The organism is Paraburkholderia elongata, assembly GCF_013177735.1.
GTDB classification, from domain to species: domain Bacteria; phylum Pseudomonadota; class Gammaproteobacteria; order Burkholderiales; family Burkholderiaceae; genus Paraburkholderia; species Paraburkholderia elongata.
In genome coordinates this window covers 1-16,169 of sequence record NZ_WOEZ01000126.1, presented here as the reverse complement: position 1 = coordinate 16,169, position 16,169 = coordinate 1, and the positions used below count along the sequence as shown (strand labels likewise).

The 16,169-nt window shown below is 62.4% G+C and carries 16 protein-coding genes and 1 tRNA gene; 8 read left to right on the top strand and 9 right to left on the bottom strand.

What is annotated here, in order from left to right; all coding sequences use genetic code 11:
- The first annotated feature begins 40 nt into the window (after positions 1–40).
- The 3 genes from GNZ13_RS23510 to GNZ13_RS23500 all read left to right on the top strand — a co-directional run bounded on the left by GNZ13_RS23510 (position 41) and on the right by GNZ13_RS23500 (position 2,492).
- Positions 41–115, top strand: a tRNA-Arg gene (locus GNZ13_RS23510).
- 453 nt (positions 116–568) lie between these two features.
- On the top strand, positions 569–1,630 hold the full coding sequence (locus GNZ13_RS23505) for a type IV toxin-antitoxin system AbiEi family antitoxin (protein WP_328807279.1): 1,062 nt from the start codon (positions 569–571) through the stop codon (positions 1,628–1,630).
- Positions 1,599–2,492 carry a nucleotidyl transferase AbiEii/AbiGii toxin family protein gene (locus tag GNZ13_RS23500; protein WP_172168531.1) on the top strand — a complete coding sequence of 298 codons (894 nt, stop codon included), beginning with the start codon at positions 1,599–1,601 and terminating at the stop codon, positions 2,490–2,492. Before GNZ13_RS23505 ends, GNZ13_RS23500 begins: the two co-directional genes overlap by 32 nt.
- A gap of 48 nt (positions 2,493–2,540) precedes the next feature.
- On the opposite strand, the gene GNZ13_RS23495 is transcribed toward GNZ13_RS23500, so the two are convergent.
- From GNZ13_RS23495 to GNZ13_RS23460, 8 genes are all read right to left on the bottom strand, one after another.
- The gene (locus tag GNZ13_RS23495) at positions 2,541–3,326 is read right to left on the bottom strand and encodes a helix-turn-helix domain-containing protein (protein WP_172168529.1); all 786 of its coding nucleotides are present in this window, start codon (positions 3,324–3,326) and stop codon (positions 2,541–2,543) included.
- Positions 3,316–4,281, bottom strand: a complete 966-nt coding sequence (locus GNZ13_RS23490) for an AraC family transcriptional regulator (RefSeq protein WP_172168527.1) — start codon at positions 4,279–4,281, stop codon at positions 3,316–3,318. Before GNZ13_RS23490 ends, GNZ13_RS23495 begins: the two co-directional genes overlap by 11 nt.
- A gap of 67 nt (positions 4,282–4,348) precedes the next feature.
- Complete coding sequence (locus GNZ13_RS23485; RefSeq protein WP_172168525.1) at positions 4,349–5,422, bottom strand: porin; 1,074 nt, start codon at positions 5,420–5,422, stop codon at positions 4,349–4,351.
- Between the two features lie 161 nt (positions 5,423–5,583).
- Positions 5,584–5,910 (bottom strand): c-type cytochrome, encoded by a 327-nt coding sequence (locus tag GNZ13_RS23480; RefSeq protein ID WP_172168523.1) that lies wholly within the window; start codon positions 5,908–5,910, stop codon positions 5,584–5,586.
- Between the two features lie 59 nt (positions 5,911–5,969).
- Positions 5,970–8,219, bottom strand: coding sequence for a xanthine dehydrogenase family protein molybdopterin-binding subunit (locus GNZ13_RS23475; protein ID WP_172168521.1), 2,250 nt, complete (start codon positions 8,217–8,219; stop codon positions 5,970–5,972).
- Positions 8,200–8,643 (bottom strand): (2Fe-2S)-binding protein, encoded by a 444-nt coding sequence (locus GNZ13_RS23470; protein ID WP_172168519.1) that lies wholly within the window; start codon positions 8,641–8,643, stop codon positions 8,200–8,202. Before GNZ13_RS23470 ends, GNZ13_RS23475 begins: the two co-directional genes overlap by 20 nt.
- A gap of 327 nt (positions 8,644–8,970) precedes the next feature.
- A complete protein-coding gene (locus GNZ13_RS23465) occupies positions 8,971–9,678 on the bottom strand; it encodes a glutathione S-transferase N-terminal domain-containing protein (protein WP_172168517.1) in 708 nt (235 codons plus the stop codon).
- A 215-nt stretch (positions 9,679–9,893) separates the two neighbouring features.
- Positions 9,894–10,115, bottom strand: coding sequence for a hypothetical protein (locus GNZ13_RS23460; RefSeq protein WP_172168515.1), 222 nt, complete (start codon positions 10,113–10,115; stop codon positions 9,894–9,896).
- A gap of 238 nt (positions 10,116–10,353) precedes the next feature.
- Between GNZ13_RS23460 and GNZ13_RS23455 the strand changes: the two genes are divergently transcribed.
- The 5 genes from GNZ13_RS23455 to GNZ13_RS23435 all read left to right on the top strand — a co-directional run bounded on the left by GNZ13_RS23455 (position 10,354) and on the right by GNZ13_RS23435 (position 15,050).
- Complete coding sequence (locus GNZ13_RS23455; RefSeq protein WP_172168513.1) at positions 10,354–10,680, top strand: hypothetical protein; 327 nt, start codon at positions 10,354–10,356, stop codon at positions 10,678–10,680.
- A 272-nt stretch (positions 10,681–10,952) separates the two neighbouring features.
- Positions 10,953–12,236: a DNA (cytosine-5-)-methyltransferase gene (gene dcm / locus GNZ13_RS23450; protein WP_172168511.1), complete on the top strand. Its 1,284-nt coding sequence runs from the start codon at positions 10,953–10,955 to the stop codon at positions 12,234–12,236.
- 30 nt (positions 12,237–12,266) lie between these two features.
- On the top strand, positions 12,267–12,713 hold the full coding sequence (locus tag GNZ13_RS23445) for a very short patch repair endonuclease (protein ID WP_172168509.1): 447 nt from the start codon (positions 12,267–12,269) through the stop codon (positions 12,711–12,713).
- A 215-nt stretch (positions 12,714–12,928) separates the two neighbouring features.
- Positions 12,929–13,432, top strand: coding sequence for a YbhB/YbcL family Raf kinase inhibitor-like protein (locus GNZ13_RS23440; protein ID WP_172168507.1), 504 nt, complete (start codon positions 12,929–12,931; stop codon positions 13,430–13,432).
- A 163-nt stretch (positions 13,433–13,595) separates the two neighbouring features.
- Entirely contained in the window at positions 13,596–15,050 is a 1,455-nt protein-coding gene (locus tag GNZ13_RS23435) for an MFS transporter (RefSeq protein WP_172168506.1), read from the top strand.
- A gap of 229 nt (positions 15,051–15,279) precedes the next feature.
- Here GNZ13_RS23435 and GNZ13_RS23430 read toward each other — a convergent pair.
- The coding region (locus GNZ13_RS23430) for an alpha,alpha-trehalose-phosphate synthase (UDP-forming) (protein WP_172168504.1) at positions 15,280–16,169 on the bottom strand (890 nt) is incomplete at its 5' end.

Sequence of the window (16,169 nt, the reverse complement as noted above, 5' to 3'; positions counted from 1 at the left end):
TTAGTCGGCGGGATTGCGGCGATTATTTTGGTTCGGTCCTCTCCCCGTAGTTCAATGGATAGAACAAGTGCCTCCTAAGCGCTAGATACAGGTTCGATTCCTGTCGGGGGGACCAGCTAGCTTCCCAGCGTCACCCAAGTTTGCCTATAAAAGCCCCGAATGCCTTGCGCTGCGGGGCTTTTTGCTGCCGTCGTTGCCCATGTTTCGCTTGAGCTGCTCAAGGAAATTGCCGGGCCTTTTCGACCGTGCGCAGATTGGCGCAAAGAAGGAACGCGTGCGGGAGTGGATGGGCCACGCGCCACTTCCTACGCCATGATCGACGCGACAGCTTCCTTTGGCGTCGTGGGAGGCTTCGACCGTCTTATTTGCACCCCTAATGTACGATTTTTATTGCTTGTTCTCAAAAATCGTACGCGATCTTTGAATCGTACAAAAGGGTCTCTATCGCACACAAAACTATTCTAAATCAATAAATTATCAACCATCCGTACGATTTATTGACTCTGTACGATTTTTCGGTACACTGGTTAAAAATCGTACAGAGGGGCTAGCAATGCCATCCGGGAAAGTGCTCTCAATCACGGACTACCAGATTCTGGCTAACGCCTGTAATGCCTTCGCGAACTCGACGCGTGTCTTCAGCGCGGCGCCTACAGCCGCGCAAGATTTCAGTAGCACGATGGTGGATGCAGCCATCGAGTTTGACGTGGCCGGCAAGAAATTCACGATGCCGGTGCATTTGGAGGAGAGGGTCACCTTGCCGGGCGTGCTGCTCGCGCCGCAACGTCTGTATTCGACAGAGTTGGAGGGCCGCGACCAACGCCGACTGATGCTGGTCGCGCCGTTCATTGAGCCGGATCTCGCGTCGCATCTGGTCGAGCTTGAGCAACCTTTTCTCGACACGGCCGGCAACGTTTATCTGAGCGAACCCGAAGCGACCATCCTGATCGCCGGACGACCCAAGCCGCAGACGATCAAAAGCAAGCCAACCACGCGCGCAACCACGCGCAAGGGCCTCCAGGTGATGTTTGCCCTGGCGACGCAGCCCGGCCTTGCCAACCAACCGTACCGGACGATCGCCGATGTCTCGGGTGTCGCTTTGAGCACAGTCAACCAGGTGGTCGACGACCTTATCTACCGCGGCCTTCTCGCGACGCGCAGGAACGGCGATCGCACGATTCCTGACTGGTCGAAATACGTCCAGGAATGGGCGAGCCTGTACCCCTCGCGGCTACGCGCCAAACTCAGTTCACGTCGATTTGCCAGCACCTCCCGCGATTGGTGGAAGACATTCGACTTTACACAGTTCGACGCCAGGCTCGGCGGGGAGGCGGCGGCCGAGATTCTGACGCACGATCTGCTGTCCGCTCACGTCACGATCTACAGTCAGATCGCGCCGGAGCACGAGTTCATGTTCAAGGCTCGGTTGCGACCCGACCCGAGTGGCGACGTCGAGATTGTCCAAGCCTTTTGGCCTGAGCGGCTCTCGCAGGGTTGGCTGCCGGATGCGAGCCTCCCGCTTGTCCACCCTCTTCTGATCTACGCCGATCTAGTCGCCTCTGGCGACAGCCGAAACCTCGACACCGCTCAAGTCATCAATGAACAGTACCTCTCCAAAATTGCGCCTTAAGGCCAGCGAGGACCGCCCGCTTCATCCGGCAGCGATAACGCTGCTCAATCGCGTGAGCGAGGCGACGCGAGGTATTAACACGCCCTTTGTTGTGGCCGGTGCCACCGCGCGCGACATCCTGCTCTGGCACGTCTATGGGCAACGCCCTGACCGCGCGACAAGTGACGTCGACGTCGCGGTTTGCGCAGTCAGCTGGGACGCACATGAATCCCTTATCGCCGCGCTTGAGGCGACCGGGTGTTTCAAAAGGGATGAGAACGCGCAGCAAAGGCTGATTTTCACTGATCCAGCAGTTGGACGATCCATGCCCCTTCTGGATCTCGTCCCCTTCGGCCAGATCGAACAGCCTGAAGGCTCCATTGCCTGGCCGCCCGCCGGCGAAACTGTGATGAACGTCCTGGGATTTCAGGAGGCCGTCGACACGGCTGTGGAGGTCGAAATACATGAGGGTCTGGCTGTTCCTGTCGTGACGCTTCCCGCGCTCGCCTTGCTCAAGATCCTGGCCTGGAAGGACCGGCGCGCCCTGACGAACAAGGACGCGTCTGACCTGCTGGTTCTGCTTCGTAACTACCTGGAAGCCGGCAATACCGAGCGGATCTGGGAAGTTGGCGAGGGCCTCCTCAAACAGCACGAGTTCGACCTGACACTCGCCGCATGCGGACTGCTGGGCCGCGACGCGAGAGCCGTCGCACTGGCTGCGACGACCGAGGCGATCGACGCAATCCTGACCGACCACACGACCTACGATCTGCTCAGGGGCGACGTGCTGGCGCGCGCCGCTGGACAGATGTTCGATGACTACGCAGACGGGTCGGAAGACGCATTGAGCGCGTTTCGAAGTGGGTTTCTCGACGCACGCTAGTCCAACTCGCGCGCATGCTGGCGGCTTACGCAAAAACGGGGCAAGCCGTCACCCATTCAGCGCCCGAGCAAACCGCTCCGCTGCATGCGTAACCCCAAGCGCCGCCCGCTCGACCATCGACACCGCATCCACGCCCTCCTGCACGCCAACAGACAACGCATACACAACTCGTCCGCTGCGCAGAATCGGCGCGGCCATCAGCGGGAGCGCATTGACATCATCTGAACGTCCACCGCCGGCAACCACATCGCCGGGTGTCCATTCACCACCGTCCGCAACAGTGGCGCATTGCCCTCCCGCGGAGCCGCCATCTGCCAAGCCTGATAGCCAGACGCGCAACCCCGTTCCGCCAATTGCAAACCGTGCGCCTACGCGTGTCACCGCGCACGCGCCACGCACTGCGACGGGCAACGCTTGCGCCAGCACCACAACCTCAGCGCCATCGACAGCAAGCAATTGCGCGGCGGCCAGCGTTTGATTCGCCAGTTCCTCGATAATCGCAGAAGCAATCTGCACCGCCTCCGCTCCCACCAGATAGCTCGCGCCGATACCCAGAACAGCAGGCCCCGGACTCAATCGCCCTGCATCGTCCGCCACCAGAAAGCCAAGCGCCACCAGACTCCGCACCAATCGCGCAACCGTACTACGCGGCGCATCCACATACGCCACCAACTCGCTCATCTGCAGCTTCGGCCGTGCGGTTGAAAACGCTTGCATGAGCTGAAGCCCGCGCACGAGTGCCGGCACCAAGTTGGGAGAACCCGCCGGACTCAACGCGCCGCCATCACTCCCTGAAAGACCGGAAGAAATACCCGCCCACACTTCATCGAGCACCGCGACGCTCCAAATCAAGTGGATCGGGCGCGGATCTCACGTACGCTTTCGGCGGCATCCCGGCCCAGCGGCGAAACGCGCGCGCGAATGCCTTCTCCGACGCATAACCCACGTTCTCGGCCACCTCGATCAAGCGGCTCCTGCCGCGCATCAACTCGCCTGCCGCGAGATACATCCGGTACGCGGTCAAATGCGCAATCGGCGTTTCGCCGACCAGCTCCACAAACCGCACACTGAAGCCCGAGCGCGACATGCCCGCCGCCGTAGCCAGGTTCGCAACGGTCCACTCTTTCGCGGGCGCGCGATGAATCAGCGCCATCGCCTGGCCGATCTGCGGATCGGCCATCCCGCGCAGCCAGCCGGTGTGCCCGCCCGTGCTGGCCGATAGATGCGCGCGCAACAAATGGACGAACAGCACGTCGGCAAGGCGCGCGGCGGCCATCGCCCAGCCGGGCTGTGCCGCCATCGATTCCTGAACGAAGCTGGTCAGCGTCGTGGCAAGCCACGGCGCAATCGCGGCGTCGCCGGCACGAATGTGAATCAACGGCGGCAGCACACCGAGAAACGGATTGCGCATCGATTCGCGGAACACCACGATGCCGGTGTAGAGTTCGCTCACCGCACCTTGCCCGCCCGCCGAAAACGCCAGCGGCGTGTCAAAGCGCGGCTGGATGCCCTGGCTCGCCATCAACTCGTCGAACGGGACTGGCACTTCGTCGAGCGCCGAGCACATCACATGCTCATGACCGTGCGGCAACAGCACGAAGTCACCGGGTTCGACACGCACCGGCTGCATGCCCTTGACGACGATATAGAACGGATTGCCCGAGCAGGTCCGAAACGGCGCGCCGACGACCGCGGGCTTGTTGATGGCCCACGGCGCCGCCAGCGAAAACCGCCCCGTGACGACCGTGTCGGCCCGCAAATCGGATAGCACATCGCTCAGCAGATCCATGGTTCACCCCTCTGTGATGTGCGCAGCGTCATCCCCGTGCGAAACGCCAACGGCCATTCGCATCATGCTAAAAGCGCTGCTGGATGCCGACCATCACGCCGAGCTGTTCGGCGCCGGCTTGCACGGTCCCCGCCGCGGCCACCGGCGCGGCAGCCTTCTGGCTGTTCAACATATACCCGACCGACGAGTACACCGAGGTGCGCTTCGACAGCAAGTAGGTGGCGCGCGCGATCAGCAACGTCGAGTCAGATACGCTTCTGACGTTATATCGCACCATTTGCGTGTCGAGTGAAAGCGACGGCAGCACGAAGTAGTTCAGGCCGACAAAAAACAGATCCGTCTGCGTATGAACTGCCGCCGAGGTATTGCGCCGCTCCCATCCGCCGCCGAGTTTCGCGTCGCCGTATTTGACGTAAGCGTCGACGATGGTCCGTGTGTCGGTGTACGCACTGTTCGTCAACGGCGCCGACGCGCCCGTGCCGCCGCGCATCACGTCGTACGATGCCGCCGCGCCGAAGTGCGCCGAATCGTAGGCGACGAGCGCCGTGTATTGCCGGCACGCGAGGAAGTTGCCGGCGACCTGCCCCGCGCAATCGGTGGCCGAGGGGCCGGACGGTCCCGCCGCATCGCGGCCGAAGCTGTACGTGCCACCCATCGTCAAGCCACCGAACTTGCCGAGGTAACCGATTGCATTGTCGCTACGCGCATTCGGCAGATAGGTGTCGAAGCTCGCCATCGAATGAATCGACGGACCGATCACGTCGGCCTGCAACAGCGCGTAGTACGACATGTTGATCTGGCGCCCGAGCGTTAGCGTTCCGTACTGGCTGCTGATCCCGACATTCGCCGCGCGGCCGAACAGGCGGCCGCCGTAGTTCAGCGCGCCGGTACCGGTCGCAAAACCGCTTTCCAACTGGAAGAATGCCTGAATGCCGCCGCCTAGATCTTCGGCGCCGCGCAAGCCGAAGCGCGACGGGACTTCGCCAGTCAGGGCAGGCATGCCCACGACCGAGCCGCCGGCCGCCGCATGGTTGTAGAACTGCACTCCCGTATCGACGATCCCGTACAGCGTCACGCTGCTTTGTGCGTGGACCATGCCAGCAACGCCGGCGAGACACGCTGCCGCAAGATATTTTTTCATTTCCAGACCTTTGTCAAATTAGTCATCCGAATCATTTAGGCTGCTTATGCAGCTCTGTTGAACCTAGCGATCCGGCGGCCGGCGATTCGGCGGCCGGCGCTCCGGTGAGCGAGAAAGCGAAGCTAAAACGCCCGCCTGTTCGCGGACGTTTCATGAATACCTCAGTGATCCGGTGCGCCTGCGAGCACCCAGTTGACGACGAGACGCGCATCGGCGGTATCGATCCGGTTCGGCGGCATGGGTACGTTGCCCCACACGCCGGCGCTGCCCTGCTGCACATGTTTGACGAGCAGAGCCGCGGCGTTGCTCTGGCCGCTGTAGCGCGCGGCCACGTCGCGATAGGCGGGTCCGACAAGCTTCTTGTCCGCTGCATGACAGCCAAGGCACGCATGTTCGCCGGCAATCGCCCGCGCGCGGGCGAAGTCGGTATCCGCATGCGCCTGTGCAGCAATGCACGCCAGCGCAACGATCAAAGCAGTTCGTTTCATAAGGTCGCCTTCAACAAGTAGGGAAAAGGGTTGGCGGCAGCGCACGCCGCCTCTACGCATCAAACGTCGAAGCTTTGCGGTAGCGGCATCGAACGCAGCCGTTGTCCGGTCGCACGGAAGAGCGCCGCGGCGACCGCCGGCGCGACGGGCGGCAATGCCACCTCGCCGCAGCCTTGCGGCACGCGGTCGCTCGGCACGATCACGGTTTCCACCCTTGGCATCTCGGAGAGATTGAGCAGCGGATAATCGGCGAAATTGCTCTGCACCACGGCGCCCTTCGCAAAGGTGATTTCGCTTTTGAAGGTGTTCGTCAGCGCAAAGCCGATACCGCCTTCGATCATTTCCTGAATCAGCATCGGATTGATCGGCCGGCCGCAATCGACGGCGCACACCACGCGCTCGACCTTTACGCGCCGGTTCACGATACGCAGTTCGACGATCGTCGCGACGTAGGTCGAAAACGCGCCGCCACGGCCGGTATAAAGGCAGAACGCGACGCCGCGATGCAGCCCGGGCGCGCGCTTGCCGAACCAGTTCGCTTTGGCCGCGGCGGCGTCGAGCACAGCCAGGCTCAATGGATCGTGGCGCAGCAAGGTGCGCCGATAGCGCAGCGGATCAATCCCCGCGGTGTCGGCCAATTCGTTGATGAAGCTTTCGAGAAAAAACACACTCGAGGTGCTGCCGACGCTGCGCATGAAGCTAACCGGAATCGGCTGCGGTACGCTCACCGAATCGACTAGCAGATTGGGCACGCCGTAGCAAAGATCGTAGATGCCGTCGAGCATCGTTTCGTCCCATCCGCCAGCCTTCTCGAAGTAGTCGGGTTTGATCGACTTGTAGAGCGAGTGCCCCACCACGCGGGCATGCAGCACAATGGGCATGCCATCCTCGCCGAGTACCGCACGCATGCGCGCCGACGCGCACGGCCGGTAGAACCCATGCTGAATGTCATCTTCGCGCGAACGGATCACCTTGACCGGACGCTTGACCGCTTTCGAGGCCACCGCCGCATGCACGACAAAGTCGGGCACATATTTGCGGCCGAAACTGCCACCGAGAAACGTGGTGTTCACGATGACTTTGTCGGCCGGCAGCTTGAACATCGCGGCCATCGTCCAGCGGACTTTGTCTTGCCCCTGGATCGGGCCCCACACTTCGATCTCGTCGTCGCGCACATGGACAGTCGCGTTGACCGGCTCCATGGTCGCGTGGACGATGTACGGCGTGTGATAGTCAGCCTGGACGATTGTTCGTGCGTCTGCGTGCGCGTTTGATTGCGCGCCGCTGAACCGCGCGTCCGGATCGCCAATGCGGGTGGCAACCACCGCGTGATCGGATTGCAATGCGCCCTTGCATTCGCTCAGGATCGTCGCACTATCGAACGCGCCACCGGCCGGCGTATCCCATTCGACCTCGGCAGCGTCACACGCTTTCTTCGCCTGCCAGTACGTCTCGGCGACAACTATCAGCGCATCTCTTGCCAGCACCGTATCGACCACGCCGGACATCTTTCGGACTGCGTCTGAATTGGTCACGCGCAGCGGCTTGCCGCCGAGCGTCGGCGCCATTTTGACGGCGCCCGCCAGCATGCCGGGCACCTGCACGTCGAGCCCGTACTGCGCCGAACCGTTGACTTTGGCGGGCGCATCGAGCTTGTGCAGCGGCTGACCAATCAGCTTATGCGCCGACTCGGGTTTTAGCCGGGGATGGGCCGGCAATGGAATCTTCGCGGCATCCACTACCAGTTCGCCGTAACTCAACGCGCGGCCACTAGGGATATGCACGACCTGCCCTTTGGCCGCCGTGCATTGCGTGCTGCGCACCTTGAAGCGGCGCGCACCCGCTTCGATGAAGGCGGCCCGCGCCTGCGCACCGGCGATCCGCAAGCGTTCATAGAACATGGTCACCGACATCGACGCGCCGACGAATTGCTGCGGCATCTCATTGGCCGCGTCGATGCGATACGCGTCGCGGCCGGTCACGAAGGTGACGGAGACCTTTTGCCAGTCGGCGTCCATTTCATCGGCAAGCACTTGTGGCAAGCCGGTATACACACCTTGCCCCACTTCAGCTTGCGACAGACCGATCACGATATGCCCGCTCGCGTCTATCCGAACCCAGTCGTTGATTTCGTAGCTGTGCGCAGTGCCGTCGCTTGCCTTTGCGAATTCGCTGAAACTGAGCGGCAAGATAAAGCTGCCTACGATCGCGAGGCCACGCTTCAAAAACCCACGGCGGCTCGCCGAAGCTGCGACTGCACCGCTTTGCGCCCGATGCCCGCGCGTTGCGTCAGTGTTCCGCTGCGACATGGATAGCCTCGCGGATACGTTGATAGGTCGCGCAGCGGCACAAATTGGTGATCGACTGATCGATTTGTGCGTCGGTCGGTTTAGAATGCTGCGCGAGCAGCGCGGCAACGGCCATCACCATGCCAGACTGACAGTAGCCGCATTGCGGCACGTCTTTCGCAACCCATGCGCGTTGCACCGGATGCGCCCCGTCGGGCGACAAAGCCTCGATCGTGCGGATCGATTTGCCCGCCGCGGCCGAGACCGGCATCACGCACGAGCGCACCGCTTCGCCTTCCAGATGCACGGTGCATGCGCCGCATGCACCGATCCCGCAGCCGTACTTCGTGCCGGTCAGCATGGCATGCTCGCGGATCACCCATAGCAGCGGCGTGTCCGACTCTCCATCGAATGAGAAAGGCCGACCGTTGAGTTCAAATTGCATCGCGTGTCTCCCGGAATGCTGTCGTCTTGTTGTGAGTGCCGCAGATAAAGCGACGTCGACGGGCAGATTCTCGATGCCGCAAAAATCAGCATCAATGACCGGGAAGCTATAAAAAGGCACTGATCGTCCAGCGCTCGAAAATAGCGCTCACGCGAGGGGACGATAGTTGCGGGTGCAACCACTGATGAAACATCAGCGGAATGAACTTGAAGTTGCTTTAAGTCCGAGGAAGATGATCGGGAGAGGGAACAGGTGGTCCACGCAGAACGCGCGAACCGAAGGGAACGACGGCCGGAGACGATCGACGCCCCCGGCCGCACTAACCCATCAGGACGGCCGCTTCGGAATCTCCAATCCCTTCGCTACCGCCGGACGCGCAACGAACGCCGCCAGCGCCCGCTTCACATTCGGAAAGTCTTCGATCCCGACCAGATGCCCTGCTTCGTAGAAGCCGATCAGATTGCGCACCCACGGGAAGGTCGCGATATCGGCGATCGAGTACGCATCGCCCAAGATCCAGTCACGCCCTTCGAGCTGCTGATCCAACACCGCAAGCAGCCGCTTCGACTCGGCGATATAGCGGTCGCGCGGACGTTTGTCTTCGTATTCCTTGCCGGCGAACTTGTGGAAGAAACCCACCTGGCCAAACATCGGGCCGATGCCGCCCATCTGGAACATCACCCACTGGATCGCTTCATAACGGCCGGCGGCATCCTGCGGAATCAATTTGCCCGTCTTCTCCGCCAGGTAGATCAGAATCGCGCCGGATTCGAACAGCGGCAGCGGTTTGCCGTCAGGGCCATTCGGATCGATGATCGCCGGAATCTTGTTGTTCGGATTCAGCGACAGAAACGGCGCCGACATCTGATCGTTCGCATCGAAGCGCACGAGGTGCGGTTCATAGGGCAGACCGGTCTCTTCGAGCATGATCGACACCTTCACGCCATTGGGCGTCGGCAGCGAATACAGCTGGATCCGGTCCGGATGCTCGGCAGGCCATTTCTTGGTGATCGGGAAGGCGGAGAGATCGGTCATGGTGATGGTGTAACCCTTGTGCGAGAGCTGCGGCTGGAAATCGGAATCGGGAATCTGCGATCGGCCAGATGGCCGAAAAGAAAGACTCGAACGCGCGACCGCCAAATATAAACCGACTCAGCACAACGCGTACGAGCTCGCCTCAAAACACCCCAACGCAAGCATGGCCACTCAGCGCTCTTCCCTACCGTCTAACCGCGCGAAGGCACCAAGGCTCACCACAAGTCCTTGGTCGCCGTACCGGCGCGCAGGTTATACCCGTCGCGCCACAGCGTCGCGCCGACCGTCTGCAGCAACGTCTTCTGCTCGCCATCGAGTTGCTCCCACGCCGCAGCCAGCCAGGTGGCGTAACTCGCACAGGTGGTTTCGAGGTCGACGGGCACTTTGCCCTCCAGATACTGCCGCTCGAACATCGAAAGCATTTTTTCGGGTGTCATGGGCGCCTCCTCCATATTGGATGCGCCAAGTCTAAAGTGGGCGCACGGTGCGCGGAGCGTCCGCGGCGCCGAACCCGGGTTACTCCCAGGCGAAAGAAAGCGCCGAAGCGCCGTTTCCTTTTCCCTTCAAGTTGTGCCCGTGCCAGCCCGTTTTGTCCGATGAAGCCGGCCGCGAAAAATATTTCAAAAAGCCCTAAAGTCCCACCACCGCTTGCCGTAAAGGTGCCATGGAGGGGCTATGGAACGCACACTCACTACGCTGACGGGGTCATCCCAGGCGGCGCTGATCGACCAGGACATCGCGCATATCGGGCGTGTAATGCGGCCGTCCTTACATGGCGATCTGGGCGGCCCGATTCTGCCCCCCGCCTATTGGCGCAAGCGTCTGCACCAGTTGCTCGACACCGGCCACCTGTCCCATGCGCAACTGTGCGGGGTCGACAGCCTCCTGCTGCAGATCGACCAGTTCGAAGCCAATCCCCAGCCAGTATGGGCTGAGCCGGCTCCGGCAGCAGCCGCGCTCCCCGAGCCGCTACACCTCGTAGCCGCCGACCGTCATATCTGACACGCCGCAAGCCCTGATGGCCGGCCTTCCGCGCCGGCCAGTCCGACCTCCTCCCCGCTAAAAAAAGGCCGCGAACCTTGTCGCGGCCTGAACACGTCGCAACGCGGGGAATTCGCGTCACGCCACAAGCCTACACGTCCAACTGTGACAGTCACGTTTAGGCGAAAGCGGTCTTTGCGTTGCCGGAAACTTTCTGCTCTTTGTCGGCGAAAATAGGAAAAAGGGACGACCTTGGGTCATAATGTCCGCAAAAATTCCCAGCAAGGACTTCCGTGACCCTCGCCGCACCGCTCGATCTGCTTAGACAAGCGCGCACCCGCTTTACCCAACGCGAAATCGCAGCGCACGTCGGTAAGGACATCAAGACGGTACGCCGCTGGGAAAAAGGCGAAACGCCGTGCCCGTCCATGCTCGAACCGGCCTTGCGCGATCTGCTGCACAACAGCGACCGGGCGAAGGCCGGCACGGCTACGGGCGGCGCCCAGTTCCGCTTTATCGATCTGTTCGCCGGAATCGGCGGCATTCGCATGGGTTTCGAGGAGCACGGCGGCGACTGCGTATTCACGAGCGAGTGGAACGATTTCTCCACTAAAACCTATCGCGAGAACTACCCAGCCGACGCCGAACACGCGCTGATCGGCGACATCGTTTCGTTTCCCGCCGAAGAAGTGCCGAGCCACGACGTGCTGCTCGGCGGCTTTCCGTGCCAGCCGTTCTCGATCGCCGGCGTCAGCAAGAAGAACGCACTGGGCCGCCCGCACGGATTCGAGTGCACGACGCAAGGCACACTGTTTTTCGACGTCGCGCGGATCATCGCGGCGAAGCGCCCTGCCGCTTTCCTGCTGGAGAACGTGAAGAATCTGCTCTCGCACGATAAAGGCCGCACCTTCGACGTGATCCTGCAGACCCTGCGCGACGAGCTCGGCTATGAAGTGCACTACCGCGTGGTCGACGGCCAGCATTTCACGCCGCAACACCGGGAGCGCATCATCATCGTCGGCTTTCGCGGCAAAACGTCGTTTTCCTGGGACGATCTGCGTCTGCCGGAAAGCGGCCCGCGCCTCGGCTCGATCCTGCATCGCACCGACGGCAGCGAACCGGTGCTGCCGTGGGACCACGATCGCTTCTTCGACCACGCCGGCAAACGCGTGCAACCGAAGTACACGCTCACGCCGAATCTCTGGACCTATTTGCAAAACTACGCGGCGAAGCATCGCGCAGCGGGGAATGGCTTCGGCTTCGGCATGGCTTATCCTGACAGCGTCACGCGCACGCTCTCCGCGCGTTATCACAAGGACGGGAGCGAAATTCTGGTCTATCAGGGCGAGCAATTGCGGCCGCGGCGCCTCACACCGCGCGAATGCGCCCGGCTGATGGGCTTTCCCGATACCTTCAGGATTCCGGTCAGCGACACGCAGGCTTACCGGCAATTCGGCAACAGCGTCGTCATGCCGGTGATGCGGGAAGTGGCGCGCATCATACTGCCGCACGTGCAAACCCTGCTCGCCGAGGAAACGCACAATGGTTCGAAGCAAGCCCTTTCGCTCTATTCCTGAGCGGCCTGATCCGTTATCCAGGCGCTAGCGATGGTCGATATCGTCGACAGCGCAACGCGCAGCCGGATGATGTCCGGCATTCGCGGCCGCAACACCAAACCGGAAATCCTGATCCGCAGCCTGCTGCACGGCCAGGGCTTTCGCTTCCGTTTGGACGCGCGCGACCTGCCGGGCCGCCCTGACATCGTGCTGCCGCGCTACCGCGCGGTCGTACTGGTACACGGCTGTTTCTGGCACGGTCACGACTGTCATCTTTTCAAATGGCCGCAAACGCGACCGGAGTTCTGGCGCGACAAGATCGGCCGCAATCGCAGCAACGACGACAAGGTTCAGGCGGCGTTGCTCGCGAGCGGCTGGCGCGTCGGGGTGGTATGGGAATGTGCTTTGCGTGGAGCGAATCGCGATATCGAGGGCGTGTTGCAGCGGCTCGTCGAGTGGTTGAAGAGCGATGCGCCGCGCTTCGAGGAACGCGGCTGAAAGCTGCTTGTAGCCTGCTCGGTTCGAACGAATCTGGAAGCCGCTGGTGATACACTCGATTGGCTAGCTCGGGGCATTTTTGCGAGCCGAACTTGCAGAAATCGGGCAGTAAGCCGGCAACAAGTGACCCACACCCTGCCAGCAACTCAATGGCACGCCGGCAGCAAGAAAGCACGCCCCGACCATCCCAGAACACTCAAGAAGGGAGGCACACGATGGCTGATTTCCGTCTCTGGTCCGACGATTTCCCCGCCAACGGCTTTATGCCGAAAGCCCACGAATATCACGACAAGGCCTTCGGTGTAGACGGCGAGAACATCTCGCCCTCGTTGCAGTGGGATGCGCCGCCGGCCGACACCCAAAGCTTCGCGCTCACCGTTCACGATCCCGACGCGCCCACCGGCAGTGGTTTCTGGCACTGGGTTGTGGTCAACATTCCGGCTGACGTCCGCTCACTGCCGCGCAACGCCGGCAAGGACGATGGTTCGCTGCTGCCGCAAGGCGCACTGCAGGTACGGAACGACTACGGCACGGTCGGCTTCGGGGGTGCCGCGCCGCCGCGTGGCGACCGGACGCATCGCTACATCTTCCGCTTGCATGCGCTGAAGGTGCCGCACCTGCCGATCAACGCGGACACCACTAATGCGGTGGCGCGTTTCATGACGCATCTGAACGAACTCGACTCGACCACCCACACCGGTCTGTACGAACTCAAATAATGCGTAAGACGCGATGCCGGTGCGCTGTTGCAGCGCCGGCATCGTCGCTGCGTGCCGTCTTGTCTTTCCAGGGCGGCACGTAGCGCGCGTGGTTCATCGCCGGGTCGCAAGGTCGCACGGTCGCAGGGTCGATAAGCCGCCCCACTCCAAATCCAGAAGAACGATGCACGCACAACCATCGCGCAAGGACAGTTCGATGCCGGCCGATGCCGCCTCGGCTGCCCCATTCGCCGCCGGCACACCGCTCGCGGACAGCACCGAACAAGGCTTGCCGATTCCACAACGCTACTGGGCGATGCTGGTTATCGCCCTCGCCCTCACGCTGGCGGTGCTCGACAGCGCGATCGCCAACGTGGCGCTGCCGACCATCGCGCGCAATCTGCATGCGAGCGCAGCGGGCTCGATCTGGGTCGTCAACGCTTACCAGCTCGCCATCACCATTTCACTGCTGCCGCTCGCGTCGCTCGGCGATCGCATCGGTTACCGGCGCATCTATCTGGCCGGGCTGATCCTGTTCACCGTGGCGTCGTTCGGATGCGCGTTGTCCACCTCGCTGCCGGCGCTCGCGCTCGCCCGCGTGGTCCAGGGCTTCGGCGCGGCGGGCATCATGAGCGTGAACGCCGCGCTCGTGCGCATGATCTATCCGCCCACGCAGCTTGGGCGCGGCGTTGCAATCAACGCGATGGTCGTTGCGGTGTCGTCCGCGGTCGGGCCGACGGTCGCCTCCGGGGTGCTCGCCGTCGCCTCGTGGCCGTGGCTGTTCGCGATCAACGTGCCGATCGGGATCGCGGCGATTGTCGGCGGCTTCAAGGCGCTGCCGATGAATCCCGGGCACGATTCGCCCTATGACTACCTGAGCGCGGTGATGAACGCGTCCGTGTTCGGCCTGCTGATTTTCGCCGTCGACGGTCTGGGTCATGGCGAGCACTTCGGCTGGGTTGTCGCAGAGGCACTCGGCGCGGTTGTCATCGGCTACTTCTTCGTGCGCCGTCAGTTGACCCAGTCCGCGCCCCTGCTGCCGATCGATTTGCTGAGGATTCCGGTGTTCGCCCTGTCGATCGGCACCTCGGTCTGTTCGTTCTGCGCGCAGATGCTGGCCTTCGTGTCGTTGCCGTTTCTGTTGCAGGACACGCTCGGTTTCTCGCAAGTAGAGACTGGCTTGCTGATAACACCGTGGCCGGCAGTGATCATCATCGCCGCGCCGATTGCCGGCGTACTGTCGGACAAGGTGTCGTCAGGCTGGCTGGGCGGCGTCGGACTCGCTGCGATGACGATCGGCCTGCTGCTGCTCGCCACCCTCGGCGCACATCCCGAGCCCATGCAGATCGCGTGGCGCATGGCGCTATGCGGCGCGGGCTTCGGGATCTTCCAGTCGCCGAACAATCGGACCATGTTGTCCGCCGCGCCGCGTGAGCGCAGCGGCGGCGCGAGCGGCATGCTCGGCACCGCGCGCCTGACCGGACAGACGCTCGGCGCGGCGCTGGTCGCGCTGATTTTCGGCATCGCGCCGCAGCATGGGCCGACTATCGTGCTGTATGTGGCCGCGTGCTTTTCAGCGGTTGCCGCCGTGGTCAGCACGTTGCGGGTGATGCAGCGCGCGAATGTGCAAGCGGCGTGAGCGTGTGGCAGGCTTCGGCGCTTGCAGATTCGAGTGCGTTGTTGCCGGAATACGTTGCAGGCCTATGAGCACGACCGGCGTAAGCAGGTTATCCGCTTGAACCCAGATACAACAAGAGCGCGAATCGCATGCCGCGATCCGCGCCCTTTTTAATGCTTCAACCTTCCAATCAGTTCGACGTGACCAGCACGCGCGGCTCTTGAAGGAACCCGCGCCGCCGCCGATACGGCTACGACGACGATGCCGTCACGTCAGCGAGCTTTACCGCTTTGGCCGTCACCGAAGAGGCGGTCGCGACGTTGCGCAGATCGCCCAGGAATGTATCGCGCCAGACCGACAGATTGTTCTCGCGCATCGGCGCCATCATGTCCGCATGACGCGCTTGGCGCTCGGCGAGCGGCATCGACAGCGCGCGCTCCAGCGCCTCGGCCATCTGCGACAGATCGAACGGATTGACGACCAGCGCCCCCGGCAGTTGCTCGGCCGCCCCGGCAAATTGCGACAACACGAGTACGCCCGGATCAGCCGGATCCTGCGATGCGACGTACTCCTTGGCGACGAGGTTCATCCCGTCGCGCAGCGGCGTCACATAGCCGACCTGCGACTGACGGAACAGCGCCATCAGCAGATTGCGCTCGTACTTGCGGTTCAGGTACTGGATCGGCGTCCAGTCGAGTTGCGCGAAACGGCCGTTGATGCGGCCCGCTTCGCCTTCCAGCGTCTGACGAATGCGCTGATACGTCTGCACATCCGCGCGCGTCGGCGGCGCGATCTGCACCAGCGATACGCGCCCGTGCCAACCCGGTGCACTCAGCAGCAGCCGTTCGAATGCCTGGAAGCGCTCCACCAGCCCCTTCGAATAATCGAGCCGGTCGACGCTCATGATCAGCTTGCGCCCGCGCATGCCGTCACGCAGGCTGCGCACCGGCTTGCGGTCGGTGAACTGCTCGGCGGCCTTGGCGATCACGTCCGGATAGATGCCGATCGGGTACGCCGCCACTTTCAGGAAGCGGTTGTAGGCGTGCACCATGCCGTCTTCGCTCGAGGTGCCGTGCTGGCCGCGCTCGATAAAATCGACGAACGACTGGCGGTCCGCCTCGGTCTGGAAACCGACCACGT